At 65.1% G+C, this 17,839-nt stretch carries 15 protein-coding genes; 10 read left to right on the top strand and 5 right to left on the bottom strand.

All coding sequences use genetic code 11. The features are described from left to right. Position 1: 1 nt before the first annotated feature. The 5 genes from ASC89_RS20630 to puuE all read right to left on the bottom strand — a co-directional run bounded on the left by ASC89_RS20630 (position 2) and on the right by puuE (position 4,962). On the bottom strand, positions 2-1,762 hold the full coding sequence (locus tag ASC89_RS20630; RefSeq protein WP_162247974.1) for a serine hydrolase: 1,761 nt from the start codon (positions 1,760-1,762) through the stop codon (positions 2-4). Positions 1,763-1,859: 97 nt separating this feature from the next. After that, complete coding sequence (locus ASC89_RS20625; protein WP_055880909.1) at positions 1,860-2,318, bottom strand: VOC family protein; 459 nt, start codon at positions 2,316-2,318, stop codon at positions 1,860-1,862. Between the two features lie 112 nt (positions 2,319-2,430). After that, positions 2,431-2,913 (bottom strand): SRPBCC family protein, encoded by a 483-nt coding sequence (locus tag ASC89_RS20620; protein WP_055880906.1) that lies wholly within the window; start codon positions 2,911-2,913, stop codon positions 2,431-2,433. Between the two features lie 45 nt (positions 2,914-2,958). Beyond that, complete coding sequence (locus tag ASC89_RS20615; protein WP_055880904.1) at positions 2,959-3,315, bottom strand: helix-turn-helix transcriptional regulator; 357 nt, start codon at positions 3,313-3,315, stop codon at positions 2,959-2,961. 231 nt (positions 3,316-3,546) lie between these two features. Beyond that, positions 3,547-4,962, bottom strand: coding sequence for an allantoinase PuuE (gene puuE / locus ASC89_RS20610; RefSeq protein ID WP_156384732.1), 1,416 nt, complete (start codon positions 4,960-4,962; stop codon positions 3,547-3,549). Positions 4,963-5,173: 211 nt separating this feature from the next. On the opposite strand from puuE, the gene uraH reads away from it, so the two are divergent. From uraH to guaD, 10 genes are all read left to right on the top strand, one after another. Continuing rightward, a complete protein-coding gene (uraH, locus tag ASC89_RS20605; RefSeq protein WP_055880898.1) occupies positions 5,174-5,530 on the top strand; it encodes a hydroxyisourate hydrolase in 357 nt (118 codons plus the stop codon). Continuing rightward, entirely contained in the window at positions 5,530-6,993 is a 1,464-nt protein-coding gene (gene xdhA / locus ASC89_RS20600; RefSeq protein ID WP_055880897.1) for a xanthine dehydrogenase small subunit, read from the top strand. Before uraH ends, xdhA begins: the two co-directional genes overlap by 1 nt. Next, on the top strand, positions 6,990-9,320 hold the full coding sequence (gene xdhB, locus ASC89_RS20595) for a xanthine dehydrogenase molybdopterin binding subunit (RefSeq protein ID WP_056001294.1): 2,331 nt from the start codon (positions 6,990-6,992) through the stop codon (positions 9,318-9,320). Before xdhA ends, xdhB begins: the two co-directional genes overlap by 4 nt. 142 nt (positions 9,321-9,462) lie before the next feature. Continuing rightward, positions 9,463-10,344 (top strand): xanthine dehydrogenase accessory protein XdhC, encoded by an 882-nt coding sequence (gene xdhC, locus ASC89_RS20590; RefSeq protein WP_056001291.1) that lies wholly within the window; start codon positions 9,463-9,465, stop codon positions 10,342-10,344. Next, positions 10,331-11,896 (top strand): ABC transporter ATP-binding protein, encoded by a 1,566-nt coding sequence (locus ASC89_RS20585; protein ID WP_244488520.1) that lies wholly within the window; start codon positions 10,331-10,333, stop codon positions 11,894-11,896. Before xdhC ends, ASC89_RS20585 begins: the two co-directional genes overlap by 14 nt. Then, positions 11,886-12,980, top strand: a complete 1,095-nt coding sequence (locus ASC89_RS20580) for an ABC transporter permease (protein ID WP_056001288.1) — start codon at positions 11,886-11,888, stop codon at positions 12,978-12,980. Before ASC89_RS20585 ends, ASC89_RS20580 begins: the two co-directional genes overlap by 11 nt. A gap of 3 nt (positions 12,981-12,983) precedes the next feature. Beyond that, complete coding sequence (locus ASC89_RS20575) at positions 12,984-13,919, top strand: ABC transporter permease (RefSeq protein ID WP_056001285.1); 936 nt, start codon at positions 12,984-12,986, stop codon at positions 13,917-13,919. Positions 13,920-13,948: 29 nt separating this feature from the next. Beyond that, a complete protein-coding gene (locus tag ASC89_RS20570) occupies positions 13,949-15,034 on the top strand; it encodes a BMP family ABC transporter substrate-binding protein (protein ID WP_056001282.1) in 1,086 nt (361 codons plus the stop codon). A 235-nt stretch (positions 15,035-15,269) separates the two neighbouring features. Continuing rightward, positions 15,270-16,490 carry a urate hydroxylase PuuD gene (locus tag ASC89_RS20565; RefSeq protein ID WP_056001279.1) on the top strand — a complete coding sequence of 407 codons (1,221 nt, stop codon included), beginning with the start codon at positions 15,270-15,272 and terminating at the stop codon, positions 16,488-16,490. Between the two features lie 2 nt (positions 16,491-16,492). Next, positions 16,493-17,827, top strand: coding sequence for a guanine deaminase (gene guaD, locus ASC89_RS20560; RefSeq protein WP_156384731.1), 1,335 nt, complete (start codon positions 16,493-16,495; stop codon positions 17,825-17,827). The last annotated feature ends 12 nt before the right edge of the window (positions 17,828-17,839 follow it).

Below are 17,839 nucleotides of genomic sequence, written 5' to 3'. Positions count from 1 at the left end.
CTCAGAAGGTCTGGCCCATCTGATCCATAACCTGCTCGAGACCGAGCTGCGAGTAATCCATCATCTGCTTTGACGTGGTGGTGTGCTCGGTGATGGTGACCTCGGTGACATCGCCCTTCGGGGTCAGCGTCACCACGGTCGCGACGTCGCGCGGGAATTCCGCGGGCATGCCGACGCTGGTCGGGTCGATCGGGTTGCCGTCCTTGTCGGAGAGGTTCTGGACGTATTCGAGCCGCTCGTTGGGGATGACCTTGGTGTACTCCCAGCGCATCCACAGGTCGTGCCCCTCCGGCGAGCGCATCAGCACCACCGAATAACCGCCTTCGCGGACATCCATGCGGGCTTCCGGGCTGGTCCAGGGGCGCGGGCCCCACCACTTCATCACCTCGGCATCTTCGGTCCAAGCGCGCCAGGCGCGTTCGGGCGAGGCGTTGAAACTGCGGGTGACGACGACGTCGTGGGTGATGAGCTCGGGCACGTCGGACACTCCCTTGGTTTCGGCGCCGATGGCGGTGAACGCGCCGCGCCAGAAGTCGCGGAACTGGTTGGAGGCGATGTAATATTGCACCGACTGGGTGAACATCAGGCCGATCAGCCCGGTCGCTGGGTCGTTGGCCCAGCTTGTGCCATAGCCGCCATCCCAGCCGTAGCGGCCTGGGGTGGGCGAGATATCGTCGGGCGTGTCGTAGGTCAGCACGCCATAGCCCCAGCCGAGCTTGTCGAAGAAGCCGGGCATGAAGCCGGCGCCATCCTGCTGCTCCGGCGTCAGCTGGTTGCGGGTCATCTCGGCCACCGAGGCTTCGCTGAGGAGGCGGGTGCCCTGGTACTCGCCCCGGTTCAGCAGCATGCGGGCGAAGGCGAGGTAGTCATCGAGCGTCGAGACGAGCCCGCCGGCGGCCGAGGGGAAGCTCGGCGGCTTGCTCCAGATGCCCCCGACCGGATCCTCCAGAAACTGCTCGTTGGTGGCGAAGTTCACCGAATAGGCGGGCTGGAAGCGGTCGAGCTTTTCTGCCGGCACGAAGAAGCCGGTATCGACCATCCCGAGCGGGGTGAAGATGCGGCTCGCGAGGAAGTCTTCGAGTGGCATGCCGGAGGCGCGGGCGATCAGCACGCCGAGCAGGAGCGAACCGGTATTGTACATCCAGGTCTCGCCCGGCTGGTGCATCAGCGGCAGCTCGGCGAACTTGGCCATCCACTCATCCGGCGTCCATGGCGTCGCCGGCACCGGGGGGCCATTGGTCAGCTGGCGCGCATCGATCGCCTGCTGGATCGGCAAAGTCGGGTCGAACAGCACGCCGAAGCCGAGCGTGAAATTCATCAGGTCGCGCACTAGGATGGGGCGGCTTGCCGGCACCGTATCGGTGATCGGGCCTTTGAGGTCCTTCAGCACCTGGCGGTTGGCGAGTTCGGGCAGCAGCCGATCGACCGGTTCGTCGAGGCGGAGCTTCTTGTCCTCGACCAGCATCATCACTGCCGCCGTGCCGACGGCCTTGCCGACCGAGGCGATGCGGAAAATCGTGTCGCGACGCATCGGCACGCCGCCCTCATAGGCGGTATTCCCTGCGGTATCGACGATCACCTCGTCGCCCTTGGCGAGCAGCCAGACGGCGCCGGGCATGTCGCCCTTCTTGATCGAGGCTTCGATCTTGCCCTTGAGCGTGGCGAGGGCGGCAGGATCGAACGTCGCCTGCTGGCCGAGGGCGGGGATGGCCGAGGCCAGCACCAGCGAGCTGACAGTGAGGAGGAAGGTTCGGCGGCGCATTGCGGGTCTCCAGGTTTGCGGCAAGCCGCTCCCGGCCGCGCGCCGGGGGGCGCACGGGGGAAGGCGTTGCGATGTGGGTTTTCGGGAGGGCGCCGGCTTAGCTGCCGGCGTAGGCCTTCTGGATGTCGGCCACGATGATCTTCTTCATCTGCAGCATGGCCTGCATGGCCCGGCCGGCGCCGGCACGGTCACTGCCGGCCAGGGCTTCGCCGAGCTGCTTGGGGACGATCTGCCAGCTGAGGCCGAATTTGTCCTTCACCCAGCCGCACTGGCTCTCCTCGCCGCCATCGGCGGTGAAGGTGTCCCAGTAGTGGTCGACCTCCCGCTGGCCGTCGCAATCGATGGTGAAGGAGATCGCCTCGGTGAACTTGAAGATCGGGCCGCCGTTCAGCGCCATGAACTCCTGGTCCTTGAGGCGGAAGGTGATGGTGATGATGCGGCCGTCCGGATAGTGGTCGACCTTGCGGATTTCGCCGTCCTTGAAGGTCTCGATGTAGAACTTGACCATCTCTTCGATGCGGTCGTCGATCCACAGGCAGGGCATGATCTTGGGCATTTGAGGTCTCCTTGGTTGGGTTGAGTTCTCCCTGTCCGTGAAGCGGAACGCTTCACCGGCGGGGTGGTCGCAGTGGCAGTCGAAGCTTCAGGGGCAGGTATGCCCCTTGGGGTTAGTAAGCCGGCATATCAGCCAGCAATTCTTCCAGGCGCTTGAAGCCCATCTCCATGCCCTCGGCCATCGGGGTGGCCCGGGCGCCGTCGCGGGCTTCCTTATTGGCGTAGAGGATGGTCACCACCGAGGTGGTGATGCCATTGGCTTCAGTGATGCGGTTGGTGACGATGGTCTGCCCGCCGGTCCAATCCATGTCGTAGATCTCGTTGGTCTTGATCCAGTCGGGGCGGGTGATTTCGAGCACCTCGCCGGACGAACCCATCTCGAAGCCGCCGGGTCCCGTGGTGACGAAGCGCCACTTGCCGCCGACGCGCGCATCGAACTCGCAGGTGACGAACACCCAGTCGGCCGGCCCGAGCCAGCGACGGATCAGCGCCGGGATGGTCCAGCAGTCGAACACCAGGTCGGCTGACGCCTTGAAGGTGCGGGTGACGACGATCTCGCGATCGGAGGGCAGGGTGATGGTCAAAGGCGGCTGCATGGGGCGTCTCCTCTGGTCTTCTTGTGGTTCAGTTCTTCTTGTCGGTCAGTTTTTCTTGTTTCCTTGGGGGGCGAAGCGCTGCAACTCGTCGAGCAGGGTGTCGAGCCGCTGGTAGCTCTGCTCCCAGAACTTACGATAGTTCTCGAGCCAGCCGACCGCATCGGCCAGCGGCAGCGCCTCGATCTTCACCGGGCGCCGCTGCGCATCCTTGCCGCGTGAGACGAGGCCAGCATTCTCCAGCACCTTGATGTGCTTGGAAATGGCCGGCTGGCTCATCTCGAACGGCGCCGCCAGCTCGTTCACCGACGCATCGCCCTCGGCCAGCCGCGCCAGGATCGCCCGCCGGGTCGGATCGGCGAGGGCGGCAAAGGTGAGATCGAGCTGGTGCTGGTTGGGCTGCATTTCATAACCTGTTCGCTATATAACGAGATGGTTATGATTGATGTCGTGGGGGATGTCAAGCGGGGTGTGCGTGAGCATGACGATAGGCCGGTGCGGGCTGACCCCCACCCTTGATCCCTCCCCGCAAGGGGGAGGGAGACGCAGACTACGATGCCAGTGTGAGGGTCTCCCTCCCCCTTGCGGGGAGGGGACAGGGGTGGGGGTCAGCCCGCACCGGACAGGCGGTCCGTCTCAGCCCAGAATCTGCCCAATGCGCAGTTCTGCGATCCGCTCCACCTGCCGGCAGGCGGTGGCGAACTCGGTGTCCCGATCGTTGGCGAGGCGCTTTTCGAACGCTGCCATGATCTGGGCCTTGGTGTTGTCGCGCACCGCGATGATGAAGGGGAAGCCGAACTTCTCGACATAGGCGGCGTTCATCTTGCCGAAGCTCGTCCGCTCGGCATCGGTGAGCGCATCGAGCCCGGCCGAGGCCTGCTCGGACTCGGATTCCGAGGTGAGGCGCTTGGCCGCCGCGAGCTTGCCGGCGAGGTCGGGGTGGGCGATGAGGACGGCCAGCCGCTCGGCGCTCGTCGCGGCACGGAACACCTGGCTCATCAGGGCATGAAGGCCGGTGGCCGTATCGTGGGCCGGGCCCATTTCGCGCTTGTGGGCGCGCTCGGCCACCCATTCGGAGTGCTCGAACACATTGCCGAACAGCTGGGTGAAATCGTCGAGCGCCAGCTCCGACGGAACGATCTCCGGCTTCACGTAGGGGTGGGTCTGCAGCCAGTGCTCGGCGATATCGATCCGCTTGGCGATCCAGACCTTGTCCTTCTCCATAATGTACTCGACGAAACGCTTGAGCCCGGCAAAGCGCCCGGGCATGCCGACCAGCCGGCAATGCAGCCCCAGCGACATCATCTTGGGTGCGCCGGCTTCGCCCTCGGCGTAGAGCACGTCGAACGTGTCTTTCAGCAGCTGGAAATATTCCTCGCCATTGGCGAAGCCCGACGCGGTGGTGAAGCGCATGTCGTTGGTGGCGAGCGAATAGGGGATGATCAGCTGCGGGCTGCCGAAATGCTCGCGGTAATAGGGCAGGTCGTCGTCATAGGTGTCGGAGACATAGGTGAAGCCGCCTTCCTCGCTGGCGAGATCGACGGTGTTCACTGAGGTGCGGCCGCAATACCAGCCGGTGGGGCGGGCGCCAGTGACCTCGGTGTGCATCCTGATCGCGGCGTGCAGATCCTCGCGCTCGTGCTCGATGTCGTAATCCTTGTAGTCGATCCACTTGAGCCCGTGGCTGGCGATCTCCCAGTCGGCGTCGAGCATGGCCTTGACCTGCTCGGGCGAGCGCTGCAGCGCGGTGGCGACTCCATAGACGGTGACCGGCAGGTTCAGGCCGGTGAACAGCCGATGCAGGCGCCAGAAGCCGGCGCGGGCGCCGTACTCATACATCGACTCGACATTCCAGTGGCGCTTGCCCGGCCACGGCACGGCGCCGATCACATCGACGAGGAAGGCCTCGGACGCCGCATCGCCATGCAGGATGTTGTTCTCGCCGCCTTCCTCGTAGTTGAGGACGAACTGCACCGCGATATGCGCGCCGCCGGGCCATTGCGCATCCGGCGGATTCGGGCCGTAGCCCTGCAGGTTCCGGGGATAACGCATCATGGGCACCTCTTGGTTGGTTCCCGATTTATCACGAGCGCCATGCCGCGATGCAAGGGCGGCAAAAGTGGACCAGTTGGTAAAAAACTGCCGGGCACCCCCTTGGAACGGAGGCGAATATGCTCAATAGTCGGGCAATCCAAGGGTTATGCCTCAACGGCAAGCGGGAGCCGCGGGGGCGATCCGGCGCGCAGGGTGAAGGGACTAGACTATGGCGGGTTCAGCACGCCTGACGACGCACGTACTCGATACGACGCATGGCAAGCCAGCAGCCGGCATGCGGCTCGACTTGCTTATGGTCCATGGCGACCATACGCACCATATATGGTCCGGACACACCAATGCCGATGGGCGGGTGGACCAACCGCTGCTGGAAGGCGACCGCTTCCACCTGGGCAGCTATGAGCTGATCTTCCATGTGGGGCAGTATTTCGAGCGGATCGGCGTCAACCTCGAGAACCCGTTCCTCGACACGGTGCCGGTGCGGTTCACGATAAGCGAGGCGGCGCATTACCACGTGCCGCTGCTCGTCTCGCCGTACGGATATTCGACTTACCGGGGAAGCTGATGACCGAAATCCGGAGCCAGCTGCGCTTCATCCTCAACGACCAGGACGTCGTGCTGGACGAGATTTCGGCGACCCGTACGCTGCTCGATTTCCTTCGCCTCGACCGGCGTATGACCGGCTCGAAGGAAGGCTGCGCCGAGGGCGATTGCGGCGCCTGCACGGTGCTGGTCGGTCGAGTGACTTCGGGCGAGCTGGTTTACGAATCCGTCAATGCCTGCATCTGCTTCGTCGGATCGCTTGATGCAACGCATGTGGTGACGGTCGAGCACCTCTCGGCCGCCAATGGGCCGCTGCACCCGGTGCAGCAGGCGATGGTCGAGCACCACGGCAGCCAGTGCGGCTTCTGCACCCCGGGCATCGTGATGTCCCTCTACGGCATGTGGATGCAGAACGCCGACCCCTCGGTGAGCGATATCGAGGTGGCGCTGCAGGGGAACCTCTGCCGCTGCACCGGCTACTCCCCGATCATCAAGGCCGGCCAGTCGATCTCGGCCTATGGCACGGTGGTGGCCGATCCGCTGGTGATCGAGCGGCAGGCGATCAAGGCGCGGCTCGAGGCGCTGCGCGATGGGCGGCGCGTGGAAATCGGCGAAGGCAGGGGCCGGCTGATCGTGCCGGCTTCGGCCGACGATCTCGCCGAGGTCTATGCTGCCAACCCTCAGGGGACGCTGGTGTCGGGCGCTACCGATGTCGGGCTCTGGGTGACCAAGTTCATGCGCGATATCGGGCCGATGATCTTCATCGGCGATATCGCTGAGCTGCACGGCATCGAGGCAAGCGAAAGCGCGCTGAAACTCGGGGCAGGGGTGACCTATTCCGCCGCCACCGCCGCGGTGACGGGGAGTTTCCCGCAGCTTACCGAACTCTGGATGCGCATCGGCGGCCAGCAGGTGCGCAATATGGGCACCATCGGCGCCAATATCGCCAATGGCTCGCCGATCGGCGACACGCCGCCGCCGTTGATCGCGCTCGGCGCCTCGATCACGCTGAGGAAAGGCGAGACCCGCCGGGAGGTGAAGCTCGAGGATTTCTTCATCGCCTACGGCAAGCAGGACCGGCAGCCCGGCGAGTTCGTCGAGGCCGTCACCATCCCGTCGCTTCCCGAGGGCGAGCAGTTCGCCTGCTACAAGATCACCAAGCGCAAGGACGAGGACATCTCGGCTCTCTGTGGCGCCTATCGACTGAAGCTCGAGGGCGGCAAGGTCGCCGCCATCACCATCGCCTATGGCGGCATGGCGGCAACGCCGAAGCGGGCCAAGGCGGTGGAAGCGGCGCTCGTGGGCAAGGCGTGGACTGTGGCGACAGTCGAGGCGGCAATCCCGGCTTTTGCCGAGGACTACCAGCCCCTCACCGATATGCGCGCCTCGGCGGAATATCGCCTGCTGGCGGCGCAGAACCTGCTCCGCCGCTTCTTCCTCGAGACCACCGGCGAGGGCGAGCGGCTGACGAGGGAGGTGGCATGAACAAGCAATCCCCCATCACCACCTCGCCGCTGCATCTCTCGGTCAAGCATGACTCTGCCATCAAGCAGGTGGCCGGCCGCGCTGACTATATCGACGATCTGGTCGAGCCGGAGGGCACGCTGCACGCCTATCTCGGGCTTTCCACCAAGGCGCATGCCGATATCGCCTCGATGAACCTCGATGCGGTACGCGCTGCCCCCGGCGTGGTGGGCGTCCTCACCGGCGAGGATATTCCGGCCGAGAACGACGTCAGCTCGGTGCATAAGCATGACGAGCCGGTGTTCGCCACCACCCGGGTGGTCACCTGGGGCCAGCCACTGTTCGCGGTGATCGGCGAAACGCGCGAGGCGGCGCGGCGGGCGGCCAAGCTCGCCAAGATCGAGTATCGCGAGCTGCCGCATGTCACCGATGTGGATGCGGCGGTGGCGGCGGGCGGCAAGCTCGTCACCGAGCCCTTGAAGCTCGAACGCGGCGATGTCGAAGCCGGCTTCGCGGCTTCACAGCATCGGGCCAGGGGCCGGGTGCGGATCGGCGGGCAGGAGCATTTCTACCTCGAAAGCCAGGCGGCGCTTGCCATCCCCGGCGAAGACGACGAGATCACGCTGCAGGTCTCGAGCCAGCACCCGACCGAAATCCAGGTGATGGTGGCGCAGGTGCTCGGCGTGCCGCATGCCGCGGTGACGGTGAACATGCGCCGCATGGGCGGCGGCTTCGGCGGCAAGGAAACCCAGGGGAACCTGTTCGCCGTGGTGGCCGCAGTCGCGGCCAAGAAGCTCAACAAGGCGGTGAAGATCCGCCCGGACCGCGACGACGATTTCCAGATCACTGGCAAGCGCCACGATTTCGTCGTCGACTACGATGTCGGCTACAATAGCGACGGCAAGATCCAGGCGGTGACCGCCACCTATGCGGCACGCTCGGGCTATTCGGCCGACCTCTCCGGCCCGGTGACCGACCGGGCGTTGTTCCATTGCGACAACGCCTATTGGTACCCGACGGTGAAGGTGAACTCGCTGCCGCTGTTCACCAACACGGTGTCGAATACCGCCTTCCGCGGCTTTGGTGGCCCGCAGGGGATCATCGCAGCCGAGCGCTGGATCGAAGACATCGCCTATGCGCTGGGCAAGGACCCCCTGGAGATCCGCAAGGCCAATTTTTACGGCACCGACAACAACAACGTGACGCCCTACCACCAGGTGGTGGAGGACAATGTCATCCACCGGGTGATCGAGGATCTCGAGCAGAGCTCCGACTACCAGGCGCGGCGCCAGGCGATCCTTGCCTTCAACAAGACCAGCAAGGTCTTGAAAAAGGGCATCGCCATGGTGCCGGTGAAGTTCGGCATCTCGTTCACCGCCACCTGGCACAACCAGGCCGGGGCATTGGTGCATGTCTATCGCGATGGCTCGATCCATCTGAGCCATGGCGGCACCGAGATGGGACAGGGGCTCCATATCAAGGTGATGCAGGTGGTGGCCGATGCGTTCGGCGTGCCGGTCGAGCGGGTGCAGATCACCGCCAGCAATACCGGCAAGGTGCCCAACACCTCGGCGACGGCGGCCTCCTCCGGCACCGATCTCAACGCCATGGCGGCGCTCGATGCGGCCAACCAGATCAAGGCCCGGATGGCGGCGCATGCGGCCTTCATCTACGAGGTCGAGCCCAAGGACGTGCAGTGGGAGTTCGGCGGTATCCGGGCCGGCCAGCAGTTCGTGCCGTTCGATGAGTTGGCGACGTCCTGCTGGATGAACCGGGTGCAGCTGAGCGCCGCTGGGTTCTACAAGACGCCGAAGATTCACTGGGATCGCACTACCGGGCGCGGCCACCCGTTCTATTATTTCGCCTATGGCGCGGCGGCGTCGGAGGTGACCATCGACACGCTGACCGGCGAGTATCAGGTGGATCGCTCGGACGTGCTCGAGGATGTCGGCCGCTCGCTCAACCCGGCCATCGATATCGGCCAGGTGGAAGGCGGCTTCATCCAGGGGATGGGCTGGCTCACCACCGAGGAACTGTGGTGGGACGGCAAGGGCCAGCTGCGCACTCACGCGCCGTCGACCTACAAGATCCCGCTCGCTTCCGACGTGCCGCGCATCTTCAACGTGCGGCTGGCCGAATGGAGCATCAACAAGGAGCCGGCGATCGGACGGTCGAAGGCCGTCGGCGAACCGCCGCTGGTGCTCGGCTATTCGGTGGTCGAAGCGCTGTCGATGGCGGTGGCATCGGTGGCCGATTACAAGGTCGCCCCGCAGCTTGATATGCCGGCAACGCCCGAGCGGGTGCTGATGGGGGTTGAGCGGATGCGGCGGGCGAGGGCGAGTACGTGAGCCCGGTGCTCGCCACGCACCCCCTCCCAACCTCCCCCGTCGAGGGGGAGGTGCCGCATCGAGTTTGCGGCTCGATCTCACTCCAACCACCAGCCGGCACCCTCCCCCTCGCGGGGAGGGTTGGGGAGGGGGAGGCCCCACGATGACTCTCTCCCCAGCCACCCTCAGATCCTTCCTCTCCGCCAATCCCGCGGTTATCGTCGCTGAACTCACTGCGGTGCGCGGCTCGTCGCCGCGTGAGGCCGGGACGTTCATGCTGATCTCCGAGGACGAGCAGGTCGGCACCATTGGGGGTGGGGCGCTCGAGTATATGGTGATTGACAGGGCGCGGCAGGTGCTGCGGGCCGGTGAGCATGAGGACAGCCTCGATATTCCGCTCGGGCCCGAGATCGGGCAGTGCTGCGGCGGTCGGGTGGATGTGGCGTTGAAGCGGGTGACGGCGGCTGAGACGCGACGTCTGGTCGAAAAGCTCGAGGCCGAGGTGGCGGCGCGGCCGCATGTCTATCTGTTCGGTTCCGGCCATGTCGGGCATGCCCTGGCCCGGGCGCTGTCGGCGCTGCCGCTCAAGGTGCATGTGGTCGATACGCGGCCGGACGAGCTCACCAACCTGCCCGACAACGTCGAGACCCACGCCGTGGCGATGCCCGAGGCGGTGGTGCGCTCGGCCCCCGCGGGCAGTGGCTTCGTCATCCTGACGCACGACCACGCGCTCGATTTCCTCATCGCCGCCGAGGCGCTGCAGCGCGCTGATGCCCCCTATGTCGGCATGGTCGGCTCGAAGACGAAGCGGGCGCGGTTCCGGTCCTGGTACCTGGGCGAGGGCTATCCGGCGGCGCCGCTCGACCGGCTGGTGCTGCCGATCGGCGGCCAGGCGTTCCCAGAGGGGATTGGGGACAAGCGGCCCGAGGTCATCGCGGCGCTGGCGGCAGCCGAGATTCTGGTCCACATTGGCCGGCGGGAAGTCGAAGATCTGAAGGCGCGGCCGGCCACCGTAACGAAGTCGGGAGCCGCTGTTGGACAGTAGCATCGCGCCGCGTCTGCAATTGACCGGTATCACCAAGCGCTTTCCCGGCGTCCTCGCCAATGACAGCGTTTCGTTTGCTGTGCTGCCCGGCGAAATCCACGCGTTGCTCGGTGAAAACGGCGCCGGCAAGTCGACGCTGGTCAAGATGATTTACGGCATCATGCAGCCCGATGCCGGCGAAATCCGCTGGAACGGCCAAGCGCTCACCATCGGCAACCCCAAGGCGGCCCGCAAGCTCGGCATCGGCATGGTGTTCCAGCATTTCTCGCTGTTCGAGGCGATGACGGTGCTCGAGAACATTGCGCTGGGGATGGACGCCAAAATCCACGCTCGCGACCTCGAGGCGAGGATCCGCGAGGTGATGGAGCAGTACGGGCTGAAGCTCGATCCGCACCGAACCGTCTCCACCCTGTCGGTGGGCGAACGCCAGCGCATCGAGATCGTGCGGGCGCTGCTGCTCAACCCCAAACTGCTGATCATGGACGAGCCAACCTCGGTGCTCACCCCGCAGGAGGTGGAGCAGCTGTTCGTGGTGCTGCGGCAACTGGCGTCGGAGGGGTGCTCGATCCTCTACATCTCGCACAAGCTGCACGAAATCAAAGCGCTGTGCGATACAGCGACGATCCTGCGTGGCGGCAAGCTGGTCGATACCTGCGATCCCAAGGTCGAGACCTCGCGCTCGATGGCCGAAAAGATGATCGGCGCCGGGCTCAAGGAAATCACCAAGCCGGCCAGCCGGTCGCTGGGGCCGGAGAAGCTGGTGGTCAGCCGGCTGTCGATCCCCGGCGCCGGGCCGTTCGGTATCGCGCTCAAGGACATCAACTTCACGGTCCGCGGCGGCGAAATCTTCGGCGTGGCAGGCGTCGCCGGGAACGGCCAGAATGCCCTGCTGCTGGCGCTGTCGGGCGAGGTGCTGTCGGGCGATGCGGAGGCCATCAGCATCGATGGCGCACCGGTCGGGCAGTTGCAGGCGAAGTCACGGCGGCTCAAGGGGCTGGCCAGCGTGCCGGAAGAGCGCAACGGGCATGCCGCAGTGCCGGAATTCAGCCTCGCCGACAATACCATCCTCACCGCCCGCGACCGCCTCGGCATGGTCAGTGCCGGACTGATCAAGGCCGGTGCGGCCAAGACCTATGCCGGCGAGGTGATCACCGCCTTTGCCGTCAAGGCGCTGGGGCCGGGCGCAATGGCGGGTTCGCTCTCGGGCGGGAACCTGCAGAAATACATCATGGGTCGGGAAATCCTCCAGAAGCCCGCCGTGCTGGTGGTCAGCCAGCCGACCTGGGGCGTCGACGCCGGGGCGGCGGCGGCGATCCATCAGGCGATCGTCGACCTCGCGGCTGCGGGTTCGGCGGTCGTGGTGATCAGCCAGGATCTCGATGAGCTGCTGTCGCTGTGCGACACGCTGGCGGTGATCAACGAGGGGCGGCTGTCGCGACCGATAGAGGTCGCCGGCGCCGATATCGAGGAGATCGGCCTGCTGATGGGCGGCATCCACGGCGAGGCGCCGACCACCCCGACTGCTGAGCTGGAGCTGGCCGATGCGCATTAAGCTAGAAAAGCGCCAGGAGCCGAGCAAACTGATGCAGGTGGTGACGCCCATCGCCTCGGTGCTGCTCACCATGCTGGTCGGCGTCGTGGTGTTCGACCTGCTCGGTATCGACGGGCAGCGGGCGGTGATCGATATCTTCCTGACGCCGCTGCTCGCCTCTTACAAATGGCAGGACGTGGCGGTGAAGGCCGCGCCGCTGATCATCATCGCGCTTGGCCTCTCCATCGGCAATCGCGCCAATGTCTGGAACATCGGCGCCGAGGGGCAGTACATCATCGGCGCGCTTTGCGCAGCCGGCGTCGGCATTGCCGCCGGCACGGCCGGCGGGCCGATCATCATGGTCACCATGATCCTTGCCGGCATGGTCGGCGGCAGCGCCTGGGCCTCAGTACCGGCGGCACTTCGGACCCGCTTCGGGGTCAACGAAATCCTTTCGAGCCTGATGCTCACCTATGTTGCGCTGCAGGTGTTGAGCTACCTGGTCGGCGGCCCCTGGAAGGACCCGAACGGCCGCAATTTTCCGGCCACCGCGCCGCTGCAACCGGACCAGACGCTACCGATCCTCTTCTCCGGAACCACGGTTCACCTCGGTGTCGCCATCGCCGTCGTGCTGCCCTTCGTGTTCTGGCTGCTGATGTCGCGCTCGGTGTTCGGCTACCAGATCCGTGTCGTCGGCTCGGCGCCCAATGCGGCGCGCCATGGCGGGTTCGACGGCAATCAGACGGTCTGGCTCGCCATGCTGATCGGCGGCGGCATGGCAGGGCTCGCCGGCGCGCTGGAATTCGCCGGGTCGCTGAAGGCGATCAATCTCGGCTTTCCCTCCGGCTACGGCTTCACCGCCATCATCGTGTCGTTCCTCGGCCGGCTGCATCCCATCGGCTGCCTGATCGCCGGCATCGTGCTCGCCGTCACCTATGTGGGCGGGCAGGTGGCGCAGACCACGGTGCATATCCCCAACGCCACCGCCGGCATCTTCCAGGCGATGATGCTGTTCTTCATCCTCGCGAGCGACATTTTCGTGCGCTATCGCGTGCGCTTCATCCCGTCGGCCAAGGCCGTCGTGCAGCCGGCGCCGGGGGAATAGGCCATGGATTTCCTCATCGCGGCCATCATCACCATCGTCGGCATCTCCACCCCGATCCTGTTGGCCGGGCTTGGCGAGCTGGTGGTCGAGAAGTCCGGCGTGCTCAACCTCGGCGTCGAAGGCATGATGCTGGTCGGCGCCATCGCCGGCTTTGCCGCTACCGTCCTCACCGGCAACCCGTGGCTGGGGGTGATCGGCGCCGCCATTGCCGGCGCGCTCGCCGCGTCGCTGTTCGGCTTTTTCGTCCTGACGCTCAATTCGAACCAGGTGGCGACCGGGTTGGCGCTGACCATTTTCGGCACCGGGCTCAGCTCGCTGATCGGGCTCAGCTTCGTCGGCCGGATCGTGCCGCAGTTCGGCTCGGTGTTTCCGCCCGAGCTGGCGCGCGACCCGCTCCTCAAGGTGGTCTTCGGCTATTCGCCGGTGGTGTATTTCGCGCTGATCATGGTGTTCGCGGTCGGCTGGTTCCTCAAGTCGACCCGCGCCGGGCTGATCCTCAGGGCCGTCGGCGAGAACGACCTCAGCGCCCATTCGATCGGCTATTCGGTGATCGGGGTGCGCTACGCCGCGGTGGCCTTCGGCGGGGCCATGGCAGGGATCGGCGGGGCGTATTTCTCGATGGTGATCACCCCGATGTGGGCTGAGCGGATGACCGCCGGGCGTGGTTGGATCGCGCTGGCGCTGGTGGTGTTCGCCGGCTGGCGGGCCGGACGGCTGCTGGTCGGCGCGATCTTTTTCGGCGTGCTGATGTGGATGGAGCTCAACGCCAAGGCCGGCGGCCTCTCGTTCCTGTCGTTCGCCCAGTACATCCCGTCGCAATTCTGGGCGGCCATGCCCTACCTGATGACCGTTGTGGTGCTGACGCTGATCTCCATGCGGGATCGGGTCGGCCTCAACGCGCCTGCTTGCCTCGGCAAGCCCTTTCTTCCCGCAACGTAGAAACGCCAACAACGTAACAGGAGACGTCCATGGCAAATCTCAATCGCCGCCACTTCATCGCTGCCGCAGGTGCGGCCGCCGCGGCCGTGCCGCTCGCCGGCGGCGCCGCCTTCGCCCAGGAAAAGATCAAGATCGGCTTCATCTTCCTCGGGCCGATCGGCGACTATGGCTGGACCTGGGCCCATAACAAGGGCCGCGAGGCGGTCGATGCGGCGCTCGGTGACAAGGTCGAGACGATCTATGTCGAGAATGTCGCCGAGGACGCCTCTGCCATTCCGCTGATCCGCGACCTGGCCCAGCAGGGCTGCAAGCTGATCTTCACCACCTCCTACGGCTATATGGACCAGACCATCACGGTGGCGGCCGAGTTCCCGGATGTGAAGTTCGAGCACTGCACGGGCTTCAAGCGCGCCGACAATGTCGCGACCTACAACTCCAAGTTCCACGAAGGCCGCGCCGTGCTCGGCACCATCTCGGGCAAGATGAGCAAGTCGGGCACGCTCGGCTATCTCGGCTCGTACAAGGTGCCCGAAGTGGTGCTGGGCGTGAACTCGTTCCTGCTCTCGGCGCAGAAGCAGAACCCCGATGCCAAGCTGAAGCTGGTGTTCATCGACAGCTGGTTCGACCCACCGAAGGAGGCCGCGGCCACCGAGACGCTGATCAACCTCGGCTGCGATATCGTCACCACCCACACCGACAGCCCGGCGGCGCTGCAGATTCTCGAGCAGAAGGGGCTCTATGGGTTCGGTCAGGGCGCCGACATGTCGTCGTTCGCGCCGAACGCCCACCTCACGGCGATCGAGGACATCTGGGGGCCGTATTATGTCGAGCGCGTGCAGGCGATCGTCGACGGCACCTGGGCGTCAGCCGACACGTGGGACGGCATGAAGGAAGGCACCGTGGTGATCTCGCCCTATAACAAGGCGGTTCCTGCCGACGTCGTGGCGCTCGCCGATGGCGTGCAGGCCGGCTACAAGGACGGCACCTTCGACATCTTCACCGGCCCGATCTACGACCAGGACGGCAACCTCAAGGTCGAGGAAGGCAAGGTCATGACCATGGCCGAACTCGCCGTCATCGACTGGTTCGTCAAGGGCGTCGAAAGCGCTGCGTAAGCAGGCTATGAAACGGGAAGGGGCGGGCGCGAGTCCGCCTCTTTTCACGACCTGAGTTGGCGGAGAGAACCCCTCATCCGCCCTTCGGGCACCTTCTCCCACAAGGGGAGAAGGCAACGACCGAGAGTTCTCGGTTCTATCGCCTTCTCCCCTTGTGGGAGAAGGTGGCCGAAGGCCGGATGAGGGGTCCCGCGACGTCAGTCGCGCGGCCGAGCGAAGCGAAGGACGACCAACGATGACCGACTACGCAATCTTCTGGGAATGGCTGAGTTTCGCGGTGCGCTGGACGCATGTGATCACCGCCATCGCCTGGATCGGCTCCAGCTTCTACTTCATCGCGCTGGACCTGGGGTTGCGGAAGACCCCGAGCCTGCCGCCCCTGGCGCATGGCGAGGAGTGGCAGGTGCATGGCGGCGGCTTCTACCACATCCAGAAGTACCTGGTGGCGCCGGATTTCCTCCCCGAGCACCTGACCTGGTTCAAGTGGGAGAGCTATTTCACCTGGATTTCCGGGTTCATGCTGCTGGTCGTCGTCTATTATTTTGGCGCCGACCTGTTCCTCGTCGACCGGCATGTGCTGGATCTGCAGGCCTGGCAGGCGATCCTGATTTCGCTCGGCTCGATCGTCCTCGGCTGGGTGCTCTACGACATGCTCTGCAAATCGCCGATCGGCAACTCGACCGGCGGGCTGATGGTGGTGCTGTTCGCCATCCTCACCGCGATGAGCTGGGCCTATACGCAGGTGTTCACCGGCCGCGCCGCCATGCTGCACATGGGCGCCTTCACCGCGACCATCATGGCGGCCAACGTCGCGATGATCATCATCCCCAACCAGAAGATCGTGGTGGCGGATCTCAAGGCCGGGCGGGTGCCCGACGCCAAGTATGGCAAGATCGCCAAGCAGCGCTCGCTGCACAATAATTACCTCACCCTGCCGGTGATCTTCTTCATGCTGTCGAGCCATTACCCGCTGGCCTTCGCCACGCCGTGGAACTGGCTGATCGCCTCGCTGATCTTCCTCGAGGGCGTGCTGATCCGGCACTTCTTCAACACCAGGCATGGCCGCAAAGGCAACCCGACCTGGGTGTGGCCGCTGGTGATCGTGATTTTCCTCCTCTGCGCCTGGCTGTCGAGCGGGCCGAAGCTGCCGACCGGGGCCGAGACCGTGGCGTCGCCGCAGGCAACGCTCTTGATGCAGTCGCCGCATTTCAAGGCGGCGTCCGAGGTGGTGCAGGGCCGCTGCAGCATGTGCCACACCGCCGAGCCGGTGTGGGAGGGCATTGCCGAGGCGCCCAAGAACGTCATTCTCGACAATGACATTGCCATCGCCAACCACGCCGAACAGGTGGCGATCCAGGCCGGCTATTCGCACGCCATGCCGCCGGGCAACGTCACCGACATGACCGACGACGAGCGGGCGTTGCTGGTGGCGTGGTTCCGCGGGGACGGGCAGTGATTATCCCATCTGACGAGGTAGGCTTCCGCATCCTGCGCGGCCGCGTGCTGACCTTTGTCAGTGAGCCGCAAGGACGAGATGACCACGGCAGCTATCGCTATATCGAGAATGGCTTCGTGGTCGTTGATGCCCATAGTGGCAAGATCCTGATGGTGGACGAGTGGCGAGACGACCAGCCTCCTCCATGGTCCGACGCCAAGATCGAGATCATCGATCACCGTCCGAACCTGATCCTGCCCGGGTTCATCGACCCGCATATCCATTTCCCGCAGATGCAGGTGATCGGCGCCTATGCGGCGGCGCTGCTCGAGTGGCTCAACACCTACACCTTCGTCGAGGAACAACGCTTCGGCGACGAAGTGCATGCGACCCGCATCGCCTCACGGTTCTTCGACGAGCTGGTCCGGCACGGCACCACCACGGCGGCGGCCTATTGCTCGGTGCACCCGCAATCGGTCGATGCGTTTTTCGGCGAGGCCGAAAAGCGCAACATGCTGATGGTGGGCGGCAAGGTGATGATGGATCGCAATGCGCCGCCGGGCCTGCTCGATACGCCGCAGTCCGGCTACGACGACACCAAGGCCGGCATCGCCAAATGGCATGGGCGGGGCAGGGCGCACTATGCCATCACGCCGCGCTTCGCCATCACCTCGACGCATGAGCAGATGGCGATGGCCGAGGCGCTGGCGCGGGAGTTTCCGGACCTCCACATCCAGACGCATGTCTCGGAAAACCTCGCCGAGATCGCCTATGCCAACGAGCTCTACCCGAACTATGGCGACTATGTCGGCATCTACGAGAAGTTCCACCTGCTCGGCCCCAAGACGCTGCTCGGCCACTGCATCCATCTCAGCCATCGCGAAACCGAGGTGATTTCCGAGACCCGTTCGGTGGCGGTGTTCTGCCCGACCTCGAACCTGTTCATCGGCTCGGGCCTGTTCGACTATGAGCGCCAGCATGAGCGTGGCGTGCGCATCGCGACCGCCACCGATGTCGGCGGCGGCAGCTCTTACTCGATGCTCCGCACCATGGACGAAGGCTATAAGGTGATGCAGCTGCGCGGCCAGCGCCTGACCCCGTTCCGCTCGTTCTTCCACATGACGCTGGGCAATGCCCGGGCGATGAGCCTCGAGGGCCGCATCGGCTCGCTCGAGCCGGGGAAAGAGGCCGATATCGTGGTGCTCAACTCCAGCGCCACGCCGCAGATGGCGCTCCGCATGGAGACCTGTGGCTCGCTCGAGCAGGAGCTGTTCCTCCTGCAGACCTGCGGCGACGACCGGGCAGTGGTCGAAACCTACGTGATGGGCAAGCCGATGAAATCGGCACTCGCCGCCTGATCCGAAGGTGAC

Source organism: Devosia sp. Root413D1, from assembly GCF_001425235.1.
Lineage (GTDB): Bacteria > Pseudomonadota > Alphaproteobacteria > Rhizobiales > Devosiaceae > Devosia_A.
Note: the sequence above shows the minus strand (reverse complement) of the source record. Positions and strands in the feature narration are given on the sequence as shown.